We start from the raw sequence: 14,270 nt of genomic DNA, 5'->3' as shown, positions 1-14,270 counted from the left end.
TCTATCGCGGGCGCAGACCCTGGCACCGGAGCCGCACATTTCGACAGCGCCACGCAGCGAACCGTCGCCCTCAGGCCAGATGGTGCAAGAAAACGCAGACCGGGCCGGCGGTGGCCGGCCCGGCATCCGTTAGACGCCGAACAGGACCTCGATGGGTCCGCGCACGAAGAAGACCAGGAACCCGGCGGCGACGACCCAGAGCAGCGGGCTGATCTCGCGGGCCTTGCCCGAGAGGGAGCGCACGATGACCCAGCTGATGAAGCCGGCACCGATGCCGTTGGCGATGGAGTAGCTCAACGGCATCACGATGATGGTCAGGAACACCGGCAGCACGGTGGAGAAGTCGCTGAAGTCGATGAACCGGATCTGAGACACCATCATGGCGCCCACGATGACCAGCGCGGCGGCGGCCACCTCGAGCGGCACGATCTGGGTGAGCGGGGTGAAGAACATCGCCGCGAGGAAGAGCAGCCCGGTGACGATGTTGGCGAAGCCGGTGCGGGCACCCTCGCCGATGCCGGCGCCGGACTCGATGAAGACCGTGTTCGACGATGAGGAGGTGGCGCCACCGACGACGGCGCCGACACCCTCGACGATCAGGGCCGACTTGAGCCGGGGGAAGTTGCCGTTCTTGTCGGCCACGCCGGCCTCGTTGGAGAGCCCGGTCATGGTGCCCATGGCGTCGAAGAAATTCGTGAAGACCAGTGTGAAGACCAGCATCACGGCCGCGAGGATGCCGATGCGCTCGAACGCGCCGAAGCTGACCTGGCCGACGAGGGAGAGATCGGGCAGTGCGACGAAACTGGTCGGCAGCACCGGGGCGTTCAGGTTCCAGCCGGCCGGGTTGGTGCCGAGCGACGGGCCCACCTTGAAGATGGCCTCGAGGATGACGGCGAGCACGGTGGTGCCGACGATGCCGATGAGCAGGGCGCCCTTGACTTTGCGGGCCACGAGCACGCCGATGACGAGCAGCCCGATCACGAACACTGCTGTGGGCAGGCTGGCGACCGAACCGGACTCGCCGAGCTGCACGGGCGGGGAGGGGACGCCGCTGGCGCGTACGAACCCGGAGTCGACCAGTCCGATGAACGCGATGAACAGGCCGATGCCCACGGTGATGGCGATCTTGAGCTGGCGGGGCACGGCGGTGAAGATCATCGCGCGGAGGCCGGTGGAGGCCAGCAGCACGATGATGAGGCCGTTGATGACGACCAGGCCCATCGCCTCTGGCCAGGTGACCTGGCCCACGACGCTGACGGCCAGGAACGAGTTGATGCCGAGGCCGGCGGCGAAGCCGAACGGCAAGCGGGCGATGACACCGAACAGGATCGTCATGACGCCGGCGGTCAACGCGGTGACGGCGGCGACCTGGCCGTTGGGCAGCCAGTTCCCGGCGACATCCACTGCGGCCTGGTCGGCGCTGAAGCCACCGAGGATGAGCGGGTTGAGGATGACGATGTAGGCCATGGTGACGAAGGTCACCAGACCGCCGCGCACCTCCCGGCCCCAGGTGGACCCGCGTCGGGTGATCTCGAAGTAGCGGTCAAGCACCGACTTCGTGCCGCGCCCGGTCGGTTCGGGCCTGGCGGCCGGCTCGGGAGCGGGTGACTCGGTGGCTGCGGTGGTGGCGCCTGCGATGGTGGCAGACTCGTGCTCTGATGCGGAAATGATGCTCTCCCAGTCGACGTTCGGCGGCGCGCCAAACGCCTTAGTCTACGACTCGCAGCGCGGTCCTGGAAATCAGGCCAACCGCTCTGGTCAAACGTGCGGGACGAAGGCGCCCCAGGCGATGCGGCGTTCGGCCTGCGGATCCGGCACCACCTTGTCGACGGTGTCGATCACGAGCGTCAGCCTGTCGGCCTCGGTGTATGCCGGCCACGCGGCATCCGGAACGCCGGTGCGGGCGAAACTCAACCACCAGCCCTGCATGCGCAGACCGATGGCCTTGAAGGCGCGGCGCCCGCCGAGGACCGTCATGCCGCGCCCGAACCAGCCGTCGAGCCTGTCGAAGAGCGGGAACAGTTCGAGACCGTGGGTGGCATCCAGTCCCATCCGGCGCAGCAGCCGGGGTGCCGCGTCGAACCGGTAGAAGTGCACCGGAGCGTACCTGGAGTGCCGCTCCCCCACCTTCACGCTCGGGTACCAGAACGAGTAGTCGCCGCCGAAGTCCAGCGCGGCCCGCGGCGCCGGCATGCCGGGGTACTGCGCCTTGAGCGCCTTCTTGGCCTTCTTCTTGGTGTTGGCGAAGACGGCGCGCATGCGCGGCGGTGTCGACGCGAGAATGTCGATCCGGCCGCTGAACAGCGATCCCTCGCGCTCGTTTGTGCCGATGATCAGCGGGATGCGGTGCGCCCGGCCGTCGCGGAACGCGTCCAGGGGACGTTCGGGCAGGAAGTCACCGTCGATGACCGGGCTGAGCGGGATGGTGCCCGGGTACTGGTCGGGCGAGCGCACGGTGAGGGTGGTGGTCGCCCCGGCGAGGCGGGCCGGGTCGGCGTCCAGCAGCAACCGCACGGCCTCGGCGTCGGTGAGGCCCGAGCGCGCCGGCGGCTCGGCCGGCCGGCTCGCGAGCCGCGCGGCCGGATGCACGAGGTCGCCTCCGGCGGCCGGGGCGCCCAGCGTCTGCTCGGCCAGGATGCCGACGAACGTCGCCGCCCACTCGGCGGTCAACGCCGGTGGGTACACGGCGTTCGGCGGAGAGCTCTGGGCGATCGCCCGCTGGAACAGGCCCGCGGCCGCCGGAACGGTCATCAGGGTGGTCACGGCGTTACCGCCGGCCGATTCGCCGAACAGCGTCACGGCATCCGGGTCGCCGCCGAAGGCCCGGATGTTGGCACGCACCCAGGCGAGAGCTGCGACCTGATCGCGCAGCCCCAGATTGCTCTCGAACGGCCGCTCCGGCGTGGAGTACCGGCTGAAGTCGAGGTAGCCCAACGCGCCCAGCCGGTAGTTGATGCCCACGTAGAGGATGCCGCCGCGCCGCACGAGACCCTCGCCCTGCCGGGGGTTCTCGCGTGAGGACCCCACGCTGTAGGCGCCGCCGTGCACGAAGACCATCACGGGGCGGAGCGCGCCGTCGTCTATCGGGGCATCCGGGGCGACCACGTTCAGGGACAGGCAGTCCTCGCTCTGCGGGATGCGCGGGTGGGCGCCGATGAACTGGCCACGGTGGCTCTGGGTGGCGACCGGGCCGAACTGGGCCGCGTCGCGCACGCCCGGCCAGGGCAGGGCGGGTGCCGGGGCGCGGAAGCGCAACGGTCCCACCGGGGCGGCCGCGTACGGGATGCCGCGCCAGGCGCGGATGCCTCGTTCGCTGACGCCGCGCACCAGGCCGCCCGACACCCGAACCTCGAGCGGATCGAGGGGGCGGGCGCGAGTGGGCGAAGTCATGGGCTGATCCTAATCCGGTCGGCTGACCCCGAGGCAAACTCGATGGCCCTGTCGGCGGAGCACTACGCTCAGCTAGGGCCGAGTGTTGTATCCGGCCGCGCGGCTTCCACAGAAACGAGACACCGATGGCACTGCCCTGGACCCTGCACGGCGACGGCAAGACCGTCGGCCCGACCGATGTCGTGGCCCCGGGGGAACGCCTCAACTGGCCCCTCACGATCGGCATCGGCGCCCAGCACGTCGTCGCGATGTTCGGTGCCACCTTCCTGGTACCACTGATCACGGGCTTCCCGCCGAGCACCACCATCCTGTTCTCCGGTATCGGCACGATCCTGTTCCTGCTGATCACCCGCAACAAGCTGCCCTCGTACCTGGGGTCGTCGTTCGCGTTCATCGCACCGATCACCGCCGCGACCGCCACGGCGGGCATGGGTAGCGCCCTGTTCGGCATCCTGGCCGTCGGTCTGCTGCTGGCCATTGTGGGCGCCGTCGTGCAGGTCACCGGGGCCGGCTGGATCGACGCGCTGATGCCGCCCGTCGTGTCCGGCGCGATTGTCGCGCTGATCGGCTTCAACCTGGCGCCGGTGGCCAAGAACAACTTCACCGAAGCGCCGCTGACCGCCGTGATCACCCTCGCCGCCGTGATCCTCTCCACCGTGCTGTTCCGCGGCATCCTCGGCCGGCTCTCGATCTTCCTGGGCGTCATCGTCGGCTACATCGCCGCGGTCATCCAGGGTGAGGTCACATTCGACGCCGTCGCCGACGCCGCCTGGGTCGGGCTGCCGCCGCTCACCCTGCCGACGAACCCGTTCGAGAACCCCGCCGTGTGGGCGATCCTGCCGGCCTTCCTGCCCGTGGTGCTGGTCCTGATCGCCGAGAACGTCGGCCACATCCGCGGTGTCGCGCAAATGACCGACAGCTCGGTCAACCGGCTCACCGGGCGGGCGCTGCTCGCCGACGGCCTCGCCACGGTGCTGGCCGGCTTCGGCGGCGGCTCGGGCACCACCACCTACGGCGAGAACATCGGCGTGATGGCCGCCACCCGCATCTACTCGACAGCCGCATACTGGGTGGCCGGCATCACCGCGGTACTGCTGGGCCTCTCCCCCAAAATCGGCGCCGTGATCAGCACCATCCCGGCGGGCGTGCTCGGCGGCGTCACGACGGCCCTGTACGGGCTGATCGGCATCATCGGCGTGAAGATCTGGCTCGACAACAAGGTCGACTTCAGCAAGCCGGTCAACCAGTTCACCGCCGCGACCGCGCTGATCATCGGCATCGCCGACTACACCTTCAGCGCCGGCACCCTCACGTTCAACGGCATCGCACTGGGCACCGTGGCCGCCATCGTGATCTACCACCTGATGACCTGGGTCACCCGCCTCCGCCGCACCGCCTAACCACCCCCGCGAACTGTGAGCTAAGCACCTTCGCGAGGCGTTTTTAGGTGCTTAAGTCACAGTTCGCGGAAGGGGGTGGGGCTACTTGTGGAGGGCGGGCACGATCAGGTAGACGCCGTAGAGCACGATCAGGACAGTCTCAGGCGAGCAGGTCAATTCGGGCGATGTTCACGCGGCGTTTACCCGCCGTTGAGGTGCCCAGCCGGGATCAGCCGCGGGCCACGACGGTGGCGAGGTCGGCGCCGAACGTGAAGGTGGCCTCGACACTCCGGCCGGCCAGCACGCCGGGCAACCAGTGCCTGGCGTCATCCCACATATCGTCGACGGGCAACTCGGCGATCGTGAACCACTGCGGGTTCAACTCATCCGACTCGCGCGGGATGCCGCTGAACCGGGCGGTGACGAAGACGTTCGACCGTTGACTCCAGCCCGGTTTGTGCGGGAACAGGTAGGTGAGCACGCCCATCGGGGTGAGCGCATCGGCGGTGACGGTGAGGCCGGACTCCTCCTCGACTTCGCGCACGGCGGCATCAAGGGCGGACTCCCCCGGCTCCAGCTTGCCGCCGAGCCCGACAATGTTGCCCAGGCCCAGGCCCTTCTTCTTGCGGCCGAGCAGAACCTGGGGTTCGCCGGTCTCGGACAGGCGGGTGAGGTAGCACACGCACACCTGGGGCAGGTCGGTCATGGTGTCATCGTAGCGAGCGGGCGAGCACTCCCACCGAACCGGCCGTTTCCTCGGTTACGCTGTACGCATGGATTTTGTGCCTGAAACCGGAACTATCACGATGTTCACCACGACCTGGTGCGGCTACTGCTCGCGCCTGAAGAGCCAGCTCGACAAGGTCGGCATCGGTTACACCGAGGTGAACGTCGAAGAGGTCGAGGGTACCTCTGAGCTCGTCATGAGCCTGAACGGCGGCAACCGCACCGTGCCCACGGTGCTGTTCCCGGATGGTTCGGCCGCGACGAACCCGTCGCTCGCGCAGGTGCAGGCCAAGCTCGCCCCCGCAGCCTGACCTCTTCCGCTTCGCAGTTCAACCGCGCACCGTCGTTGAACCGCACACTGCCCGGCCGACCTCAGTCGTCCGGGCAGTCCTGTCTGCGGATTAGCGGTTTAGCCGAACAGCACGGCCGCTTCGTCATAACGCTCCTGGGTGACCCGGTTGAGGTCCATGGTGGCGTCGGCGATGCTGACGTTGCGGATGTCGGTGCCCTTGAGGGACACCATCGAACCCCACTTGCCCTCGATGACGGCGTCCACCGCTGCCATGCCGAGGCGGGTGGCGAGGACCCGGTCGTAGGCCGACGGGGCGCCACCACGCTGGGTGTGGCCGAGCACGGTCGCCCGGGCCTCGATGCCGGTGCGCTCTTCGACCATGGGGGCGATGAGTTCGCTGATGCCGCCGAGACGCGGACGGTTGAACGCGTCCAGGCCCTTGTGCGAGTGGGCCTCGCCCATTTCGGCGAGCAGGAAGCCCTCGGAGACGACGAGGACCGGCGCGCGGCCGCGGTCGCGGACGCTTTCGACCCAGGCGCAGATCTGCTCGATGGTCTGCGGCTGCTCGGGGATGAGGATGGCGTGGGCACCGCCGGCCATGCCGGAGTGCAGGGCGATCCAACCCACGTGGCGGCCCATGACCTCGACGATCATGCACCGGCCGTGCGAGTCGGCGGTGGTGCGGAGCCGGTCGATGGCCTCGGTGGCGATCTCGACGGCGGTGTTGAAGCCGAAGGAGTAATCGGTGGCGGCGAGGTCGTTGTCGATGGTCTTCGGCACGCCGACGATCTTGATGCCGGCGTCGGTGAGACGGCGGGCAGCGGTGAGGGTACCCTCGCCGCCGATCGCGATGATGGCGTCGATGCCCTCGGCGTCCATGGTCTTCTGAATGTTCTCAGGTCCCGCGTTCTCACCCTCGAACGGGTTGGTGCGCGAGCTGCCTAGGATGGTGCCGCCCTGGCGGGAGAGGCCACGAACGCTGTGCCGGTCGAGTTTCATGAACTCGCCCTGCACCAGCCCGCGCCAGCCGTTGCGGATGCCCACGAACTCGGAGTCGTACGCGCGCCCTCCCTTGAGAACAGCACCCCGAATCACTGCGTTGAGGCCCGGGCAGTCTCCACCGCTGGTGAGGATACCGATCTTCATATCTGGCTGCTCCTTAGTGCATACATATTTGTTGCGGCAGATTGCCCGTCCACCATCATGGTGGCGCGCTCTGGCCTGGATCAAGTCAACACCGGCGGCGCTGCTTTCGGCTAGGGTCTTCCGGCCCGGTTACAGCTCTCCGTCGAGCGCCTGCGTGAGCACGTAGACCAACGCGCTGGCCTGCACGGAATCGGCCGGCGAGACGTCCTCGTCTGCCCCGTCGAGCGCGCGGGCCGCGAGGCCCTGCTTGCTGCCGATGAGTTCGGCGATGCGCGCGTCGATGGTGTGCGCGGCGATGATCCGCCACGCGGTGACCGGTTCGGCCTGGCCGATCCGGTGCACCCGGTCGATGGCCTGGGTCTGCTCCGCCGCCGTCCAGCTCAGTTCCGCCAGCACCACGTTGGATGCGGCCTGGAGGTTCACTCCGACACCGGCCGCGGTGAGCGAACACACCACGACGGCGACCTCCGGATCGGTGTTGAACGAGTCGATCGCCGCCTGGCGGGCCAGTGCGCTCTGATCGCCGCGCAACGACACCGTGCGGAGTCCGCGCTTAGCGAAGATCTCCTCGGCGGCATCCATCACGTCGATGTGCTTGGCGAAGAACACCACCTTGCCCACCGAGTGGGCCAGCTGGGCCGCGTAGTCCGCGGCCAGCCCGGCCTTGGCCTGGCCGATCTTGCGCACCATGGTGAACACGTTCTCGCCGGTCGTGGTGCCCTTGGACTCCTCGAGGTCGGCGTGGGCGACGGCGCGGATGTACGCGGCGCGCTCCTCGTCGGTGAGCGCGGGCGCCTTGACGCCGGGGTGGCGGGCGGCCACGAGGGCGTTGTAGCGCTTGACCAGGCGGGCGCCGAGTTCGCGTTCGGCCTTCTGGATGGACCGGCCGAGTTCGTTGTCCAGCTCCACCGGCAGGTCGGCGATGCGCTTGGCGGGCAGGTCGGCGGCGACGTCGACCTTGCGGCGGCGCACGATGCCCATGTCGATGACCGCGGCCCGGGCGGCGGTGTAGAAGCCGGCGTCGGCGGGGGTGAGCCCGGTTTCCTCCAGGCGGGCCATCAGCTTGGCGGTGGGTTTGTCGCCGTCGATCCAACCGAGGAACTGCCAGATGGCCCGGAAGTCGTCGACGTCGTTGATCAGCGGGGTGCCGGTGAGCGCCATCAGCAACGGGTTGTTGCCCGGTGTGCGGCGGCGGATCTGCTCGGCGAGGCTGAGCACGTGCTTGGAGCGCTGCGACTGCAGATTCTTGATGAAGTGGGCCTCGTCGACGACCATGCCTTTGAAACCCAGCGTGCCGAGCCAGGCCAGGTGCCGGTCGAGCACGTCGTAGTTGACCACGACGACGTCGGCGAAGGCGTCCAGGGTGTCGCCGTCGCCGTGGATGACGGTAGCACGGCGGTGCGGGGTCCACAGCTCCACCTCGCGCACCCAGTTCATCTTCACGACGTTGGGCACGATCGCCAGCAACGGGTAGGCGCCGGCGACGGATGCGGCGAGCAGACTCTGCGCGGTCTTGCCCAGGCCGGGCTCGTCGGCGAGGAGGTAGCTGCGCTGGCCGAGGCGGGCGCTCTCGATGAAACGGGCCTGGTGGCGCATGAGTTCCATGCCGGGCGGGGACAGCCGGTCCACTATCGGTGCCTCGGGCAGGTCCATGCTGGCGGCCTGGCCGCCGGAGCCGAATTCGAAGGACTTGAACAGCGGGCCGAGCAGTTCCCAGTTGGCCAGGCGGCGGGCGGAGGAGACCGGTTGCGTCTTCACGGCGCTGAAGTCGGGGGCGAGGAACGGGTTGGCCAGTTGCCGGGCGCGCACCGACTGCGGGATGACCTGATTCTGCGGGACCTCGGGCTTGGCCTCGGGTTCGCGGGTGATGATGAGCTCGTCCGGGCTGAGTTCGGCGCCGGATTCCAGGAGCCAGTCGCGGCGGAAGCGCTGCGCGACGGTGGAGACACCGGCATCCGGTTCGAGCAGGGTGATCAGGCTGGTGTCCCTGGCGGCGGTCTTCGCGAGGATCTGGGCGATGCCGTCGAGGCGCTTGAGCAGTTCGGCGCGGTTGGCGTCGGTGAGCTCGCCGTCGGCCTTGACCCTGGCGCGTTCCTCACGCATCAGCAGCGCGATGACCTGGTACTTCGTTCGGTTGGTGGGGCCGAGCTTGGTACCGCTCTGGGCCTTGGCTTCGACTTCGCGCACCTTGCGGGCGAGGATCGGGATGATCGGGGCGTCGTCATCTCGCGAGCGCGGGCGTTGACGTGTTCGACCACTACCGGCTCCAGCGCGGCCCGCTGGGTTGGGGCGGGTGTATGCCATTTTTCTCCACTTCACACCAGCGCAGCACTCAATGCGCGCTCGTCGTGTTGCGCATCCGCAGGATGCCTGTGCGATCGATACGCCGAACCCCATGAACGAACAGCGGGACGCCGCAACTTTCAGTCACTTGTGCACTGATGGCCGCGGGGCCACGGTCGAGCCCGGCTCCAGACGCATGCCTAGTCTATGCCCGCCCCCGGAATTAGCGGTGCAACGGCACCGGGACCTTGGTGCGGATCCCGACGATGATGAAGATCAGGGCCGCGATGAACTGCGCGGACACCCACCCCTGGCCGTGCCACTCGATCACGACGATCGGATTCCACAGCACCGCGATGGGCACCAGGCCGATCAGCCACCACCACGCCTTGGCCTGGATGACGAAGACACAGATGATGAGGGCGAGGATGCTGACGATGTAGCGGATGATCACGAAGCTGTCGACATCGAGCAGGGCCAGTCCGGCCAGGAGGGCGATCGCGGCGAGCAGTCCGGGCGCCAGGGCCGAGCGGGTGTGGGTCGGTTCTGCCGGGGTGCCCATCAGACGCCGCCTCCGCCGCCGCCGCCGCCGCCGCCTCCGACCGAGCCGCCGCCGCCCGAGCCGGAGCTTGACGAGCTTGATGCGATGCCCGACGACGCGGAGGTGGCGAATGCCGAGACGCCGGTTGCGAAGTACGCGGCGCTGAACGGCGCGGTGCCGACGTACCAGTCCGGCTGCTGGTGGGCCCCGGCGTAATAGTCGCCGAGCACGGCGGACCATTCCTTCTCCTGCCCAGTGAGCACGGCGAACGGCAGCAGCCGCTCGTAGAGCTTGAGCACCTGAACGGGTTCGGTCGCCACCGCTGTGGCCGCGTCGGGCCGGTCGGGCGTGCGCAGGGCGCCGCGGGGACTTTGCAGCACCCGCAATCGGTCCGCTTCGGCAAGCGAGATGTACACGGAGACGCCCTTCAGGTAGTCGCGCAGTTCGGCACCGCGAATGGTGAGCGGTCGCACATCGACGGTCACGGCAATCGTAACAATCGTCGCGGCCAGGCTCACGATCAGCAACAACGCCGGCCACGCGCCGGCGACCTCGGTGGCGAACGAGATGATGCTCGCGATCATCGCGACCAAACCGGTGACGACGGCCACGCCGACCAGCCAGCCGCGCAACGGGCCGCCCTTCTTCTCGCGGAGACCGTCGGTGAGCAGCTGCGTGCGGGCCGCGCTCCGCGCGGCGGTGAGAGCGGGGCCCAGTTTCGCATCCGTCTTCGTGAAGTCGCGGATCGTGCCGATGGGTTGGCCGGCGGGGAACAGGGCGTCGAGTACGGCGTGTTCGGTGGGGTCAAGACCCTCCCGGGTGCGAAGCTCCAGAAGGTAGTGGCTTTTGGCCTCGCCCTCGAGGACTCGCACGTTGCCGTTCACGGCGAACTGCAGGAACTGGGCGGTGAGGGACTTGCCGCCGGCCTTGGCGCCGAGCACACCGCCGGCCTGCAGCAGGTTCACCCCCGCCGGCGGCAGGTATTCGGCGATGATGGTGGGCCGACCGGGCTGGTCACGCCACCGGGTGGTGCGGGCGGCGACGCCGATCACGGCCGTGACCAACGCCGCGAGCGCCGTGAGGAGCGCGATCGACGGGAACACGTTGGCCGTGAAGGAATTGTCCCGTGGCACGAATGTTCCCTCGTCGAAACCCGCGGCCAGCGCCAGGCCTTCGCGCGGGGCCAGATCGCGGGCGGTGGCCTGGACGACCCATTCGTCACCGTCTGCGGCGCTCTCAAGTGCGTCGCAGGCGGCCCCGGATGTCGAGGTGCCCTGGTAGCAGGCGGCCTCCCCGGTGAGAGCGGGCACCAGGTCGGCCGCCACCTGCAGGGTCGCCGAGACGGTGCCGAACGGTTGGGCCCATCCGGTGCCGTTCACCTCCCAGAAGAACTCCTCGTCCGGGGTGTCGTCCGGGTAGTGGGCGATGTTCTTCTGGGTGTAACTGATCACGTAGGTCTGGTCGCCGTGCACGAAGCCGTCCTCGGCGATGGTGACGACGAGGTACTCGTTGTTGTCGTCGTCGCTGTCGGTGTCGGTCTCGAAGTCCCGCTCCCGGCCGGTCTCGTCGGTGACACCGACGACGGAGAGCTCGGTGGGTTCACCCCGGTAGTGGGTGGGGATCAGCCGCCGGATGCCGTGGTTCTGGTCGGTCTCGGGGAACCGGGCCACGAGGGTCTCGGTGGTGGCCAGGGTGGAATGGCCCTCGTCGTCGCGGTCGAGCTTATAGTCGGCGTGCATGGAGGCGAAGCTGAAATCGTCGACACCGGCGGCCACTGCGGCGGGGGCGGGCAGCGCCGCCGCTGAGCTGGCGGCGAGCACTGGGAGTCCGGCGAGAATCGTGATGGCCGATAGCACTCGCAAGCTGAATCGTCCGGGTCGGCGCATGCTCTCATGGTAGCGAGAGCGTCAGACTCCGGGTCACCGGTGGCGTGCACGTCCATCCGGGCGGCCGGGGAGGGTCGGGTCAGGCTGGGTGCCGGCTGACCGACATCGTCTGTGGCGGGCTTTCGAGCAGGTCCGCGAGCGCCGGGCGGAGTTCGGCGAGCCAGACGACGTAGCCGGCCTCGGTGAGGTGCAGGTGGTCGGCTGACCACTCGGTGCTGAGGGTGCCGTCCTCGGCGGCCAACGCCGGCCACAGGTCCAGGTAGCGTGCCTTCACGGTGGGAGCGAACTGGCGCAGGTGCCGGTTGACCGAGCGGATCAGGCGCACGAACTCCTTCTCCCGCGGCGGCACCGACTGTACGAGCACCCGCGCGCCGGGAAGCCGTTTGCGAAGCGTCCAGAGGATGGTTTCGATGTTGCGCACGATGTACTCGTCCGAGCGGTTCCAGCCGACGTCGTTGGTGCCCACCTGCAGGACGACGGCATCTGGGGCGCTCTCAACGACCTGATCGAGCCGTCCGAGGACCTCGTCGGTGGTGTCCCCGTTCACGCCGAGGTTGTGCACCTCGAGTTCGGGAAATCGTTCCTCCCATCGAGCACCCCCGCTGAGGCCATCGCCGACGAACACCACCACTGACGACATTTCGACTCCTCAACACTCGCTACCATGATGCGCTCCCGGCCGGACCGTGGCTAGGGCCAAAGCTGGCAAGGTTCCGTCAGCTGCCTACCCAACGGTGGGCGTCGAACCACAGACCGGGACGCGACCAACCCCGCTGGTCGAGCCGGTCGAGACCACGCAAGACGATCCCACGACCATCATCACTGACAAGCTCGACCAACAAAACGGGGGCGAACCACAGACCGGGTCACCGGGTCACCGGGTCCACCTCAACTGGCTCAGCACCGCGACAACACTCTCGACCATCGGAGGGGTGCGTTCCGCGGGGCGGGTCAGGAGTTGAGGGCGACCTCCGCGGGCGCGACGGTCTCCTGGGTCGCAGCGGTACCAGCGGGATCGCCGGGTTCTGTGGTCACGACAGCGGCCTCCTTCTCAGCGGCGGCGGTGATGCGGTTGGCCATGCCGCTGAAGATCACCCCGTGGAACGGCAGGATCGAGAACCAGTAGAGCCGGCCGCCCAGTCCGCGGGGGAAGAACACCGCGCGCTGGCGGTAGATCGAGCCGCCGTCATCCGTGGGCTCTGCCCGCATTTCGAGCCAGGCCCGGCCGGGCACCCGCATCTCGGCGCGCAACCGCAGGAAGCTGCCCCGATCGATGCGTTCAACACGCCAGAAGTCGAGCACGTCGCCGGTCTGCAGGCGGTCCGGGTGCCGGCGGCCGCGCCGCAGGCCCACTCCCCCGACGATCTTGTCCATCCAGCCGCGTACCGCCCAGGCCAGCGGGAAGGAGTACCAGCCGTTGTCCCCGCCGATGCTCTCGATGACCCGCCACAGGTCGGCGGGCTTGGCCGTGGTGCGCTTCTCCTTGAGGTCGGTGTACACGAGGTGGCCGGCCCAATCGGGGTCGCTGGGCAGCGGGTTGCTGGAGGCCCCCTCCGTCGCGGCGTTCTGCCAACTGGTCTCCACGTCGCCGTCGCGCATCCGGCCCAGCGCCAACCGCACCGCCCTGCGGTAGGTGGTGAGGCCGCCGGCCGGTGGTGGGATCACGGCGTCGATGTCGTGCTCGTGCATGACACAGTCGTATTGCAGCGACGCGATGATCGGCACGGCGAGGCTGCGCGGGATGGGCGTGACGAGGTTGACCCACTGCGACGCGAGCCAGGGGGTCAGCACCGGCAGTGGTGCGATGGGCCGCTGGTTCAGCCCGGCTTCGACGGCGTAACCGTTCATCATCTGGCCGTACCTCAGCACATCCGGGCCGCCGATGTCGAAGGTGCGGTTGACCTCCGCGGGCACGTCGGCGGCGGCGACGAGGTAGTACAGCACGTCGCGCACCGCGATGGGCTGGATGAAGTTGCGCACCCAGCGCGGCGCCGGCATGTACGGCAGCACCTCGGTGAGGTGCCGGATCATCTCGAACGACGTCGACCCCGACCCGATCACGACCCCGGCCTGGAACGCCACCGTCGGCACACCGGAGTCCAGCAGGATACGGCCGACCTCGGCGCGGGAACGCAGGTGGGGAGACAGGGTCTGGCTGTCGGGGTGCAAACCGCCGAGGTACACGATGCGGGAAACCCGGGCGTCGGCAGCGGCACCGGCCACGTTCCGCGCCGCGACACGTTCGGTCTGCTCGAAGTCGCCCTTGGCGCCCATCGAGTGCACCAGGTAGTAGAACACGTCGATGCCGGCGCTCGCCCTGGCCACCGAGTCCCGGTCGCCGAGGTCGCCTTCGACGATCTCAACGTCACCGGCCCAGGGCACATCGGTGAGTTTCTGGGGCGAACGAACCAGCACCCGCACCGTGTGTCCGGCCTCGAGGAGCTTGGGAACCAAGCGTCCCCCGATGTAGCCGGTGGCTCCGGTGACCAGTACGCGGCGAGCAGTCTTCTCAGTCATTGCGTCAGCCTAGAGCCGGAGTCTGGGCTGGACCTGCACATTCTCGCAGCCATCAGCCGGCGCCTGTGGATGGATCCCGCGGCGCCGGCAGGTCTGGGGGAAAATCGCCG

At 68.6% G+C, this 14,270-nt stretch carries 11 protein-coding genes; 2 read left to right on the top strand and 9 right to left on the bottom strand.

What is annotated here, in order from left to right; all coding sequences use genetic code 11:
• Positions 1-129: 129 nt before the first annotated feature.
• Positions 130-1,638 (bottom strand): NCS2 family permease, encoded by a 1,509-nt coding sequence (locus BJQ95_RS05455; RefSeq protein ID WP_130177260.1) that lies wholly within the window; start codon positions 1,636-1,638, stop codon positions 130-132.
• 120 nt (positions 1,639-1,758) lie between these two features.
• On the bottom strand, positions 1,759-3,390 hold the full coding sequence (locus BJQ95_RS05450) for a carboxylesterase/lipase family protein (RefSeq protein ID WP_130177261.1): 1,632 nt from the start codon (positions 3,388-3,390) through the stop codon (positions 1,759-1,761).
• A 125-nt stretch (positions 3,391-3,515) separates the two neighbouring features.
• Here BJQ95_RS05450 and BJQ95_RS05445 point away from each other — a divergent pair, with 125 nt between their 5' ends.
• Positions 3,516-4,790 carry a uracil-xanthine permease family protein gene (locus BJQ95_RS05445; protein ID WP_130177262.1) on the top strand — a complete coding sequence of 425 codons (1,275 nt, stop codon included), beginning with the start codon at positions 3,516-3,518 and terminating at the stop codon, positions 4,788-4,790.
• A 208-nt stretch (positions 4,791-4,998) separates the two neighbouring features.
• On the opposite strand, the gene BJQ95_RS05440 is transcribed toward BJQ95_RS05445, so the two are convergent.
• Entirely contained in the window at positions 4,999-5,475 is a 477-nt protein-coding gene (locus BJQ95_RS05440; RefSeq protein ID WP_130177596.1) for an 8-oxo-dGTP diphosphatase, read from the bottom strand.
• A gap of 67 nt (positions 5,476-5,542) precedes the next feature.
• Here BJQ95_RS05440 and BJQ95_RS05435 point away from each other — a divergent pair, with 67 nt between their 5' ends.
• Positions 5,543-5,806 (top strand): mycoredoxin, encoded by a 264-nt coding sequence (locus BJQ95_RS05435; RefSeq protein ID WP_130177597.1) that lies wholly within the window; start codon positions 5,543-5,545, stop codon positions 5,804-5,806.
• Between the two features lie 98 nt (positions 5,807-5,904).
• On the opposite strand, the gene BJQ95_RS05430 is transcribed toward BJQ95_RS05435, so the two are convergent.
• The 6 genes from BJQ95_RS05430 to BJQ95_RS05405 all read right to left on the bottom strand — a co-directional run bounded on the left by BJQ95_RS05430 (position 5,905) and on the right by BJQ95_RS05405 (position 14,160).
• Entirely contained in the window at positions 5,905-6,933 is a 1,029-nt protein-coding gene (locus BJQ95_RS05430) for a 6-phosphofructokinase (RefSeq protein ID WP_130177598.1), read from the bottom strand.
• A 129-nt stretch (positions 6,934-7,062) separates the two neighbouring features.
• A complete protein-coding gene (locus BJQ95_RS05425) occupies positions 7,063-9,237 on the bottom strand; it encodes a DEAD/DEAH box helicase (protein WP_130177599.1) in 2,175 nt (724 codons plus the stop codon).
• Between the two features lie 202 nt (positions 9,238-9,439).
• Positions 9,440-9,778, bottom strand: a complete 339-nt coding sequence (locus tag BJQ95_RS05420; RefSeq protein ID WP_240694725.1) for a DUF6804 family protein — start codon at positions 9,776-9,778, stop codon at positions 9,440-9,442.
• The gene (locus BJQ95_RS05415; RefSeq protein ID WP_130177600.1) at positions 9,778-11,643 is read right to left on the bottom strand and encodes a DUF2207 domain-containing protein; all 1,866 of its coding nucleotides are present in this window, start codon (positions 11,641-11,643) and stop codon (positions 9,778-9,780) included. Before BJQ95_RS05415 ends, BJQ95_RS05420 begins: the two co-directional genes overlap by 1 nt.
• Positions 11,644-11,722: 79 nt before the next feature.
• The gene (locus BJQ95_RS05410) at positions 11,723-12,283 is read right to left on the bottom strand and encodes a GDSL-type esterase/lipase family protein (protein ID WP_130177601.1); all 561 of its coding nucleotides are present in this window, start codon (positions 12,281-12,283) and stop codon (positions 11,723-11,725) included.
• Between the two features lie 311 nt (positions 12,284-12,594).
• Positions 12,595-14,160, bottom strand: coding sequence for an SDR family oxidoreductase (locus BJQ95_RS05405; RefSeq protein WP_130177602.1), 1,566 nt, complete (start codon positions 14,158-14,160; stop codon positions 12,595-12,597).
• Between the last annotated feature and the right edge of the window lie 110 nt (positions 14,161-14,270).

This window comes from Cryobacterium sp. SO1 (assembly GCF_004210215.2).
Classification (GTDB): domain Bacteria; phylum Actinomycetota; class Actinomycetes; order Actinomycetales; family Microbacteriaceae; genus Cryobacterium.
Note: the sequence above shows the minus strand (reverse complement) of the source record. Positions and strands in the feature narration are given on the sequence as shown.

Bases quoted from the DNA above. Each gene is read 5' to 3' on its own strand.
- BJQ95_RS05450 (WP_130177261.1), bottom strand. From the start codon at position 3,390: ATGACTTCGCCCACTCGCGCCCGCCCCCTCGATCCGCTCGAGGTTCGG.
- BJQ95_RS05410 (WP_130177601.1), bottom strand. From the start codon at position 12,283: ATGTCGTCAGTGGTGGTGTTCGTCGGCGATGGCCTCAGCGGGGGTGCT.
- BJQ95_RS05415 (WP_130177600.1), bottom strand. From the start codon at position 11,643: ATGCGCCGACCCGGACGATTCAGCTTGCGAGTGCTATCGGCCATCACG.
- BJQ95_RS05440 (WP_130177596.1), bottom strand. From the start codon at position 5,475: ATGACCGACCTGCCCCAGGTGTGCGTGTGCTACCTCACCCGCCTGTCC.
- BJQ95_RS05425 (WP_130177599.1), bottom strand. From the start codon at position 9,237: ATGGCATACACCCGCCCCAACCCAGCGGGCCGCGCTGGAGCCGGTAGT.
- BJQ95_RS05430 (WP_130177598.1), bottom strand. From the start codon at position 6,933: ATGAAGATCGGTATCCTCACCAGCGGTGGAGACTGCCCGGGCCTCAAC.
- BJQ95_RS05435 (WP_130177597.1), top strand. From the start codon at position 5,543: ATGGATTTTGTGCCTGAAACCGGAACTATCACGATGTTCACCACGACC.
- BJQ95_RS05405 (WP_130177602.1), bottom strand. From the start codon at position 14,160: ATGACTGAGAAGACTGCTCGCCGCGTACTGGTCACCGGAGCCACCGGC.
- BJQ95_RS05445 (WP_130177262.1), top strand. From the start codon at position 3,516: ATGGCACTGCCCTGGACCCTGCACGGCGACGGCAAGACCGTCGGCCCG.
- BJQ95_RS05420 (WP_240694725.1), bottom strand. From the start codon at position 9,778: ATGGGCACCCCGGCAGAACCGACCCACACCCGCTCGGCCCTGGCGCCC.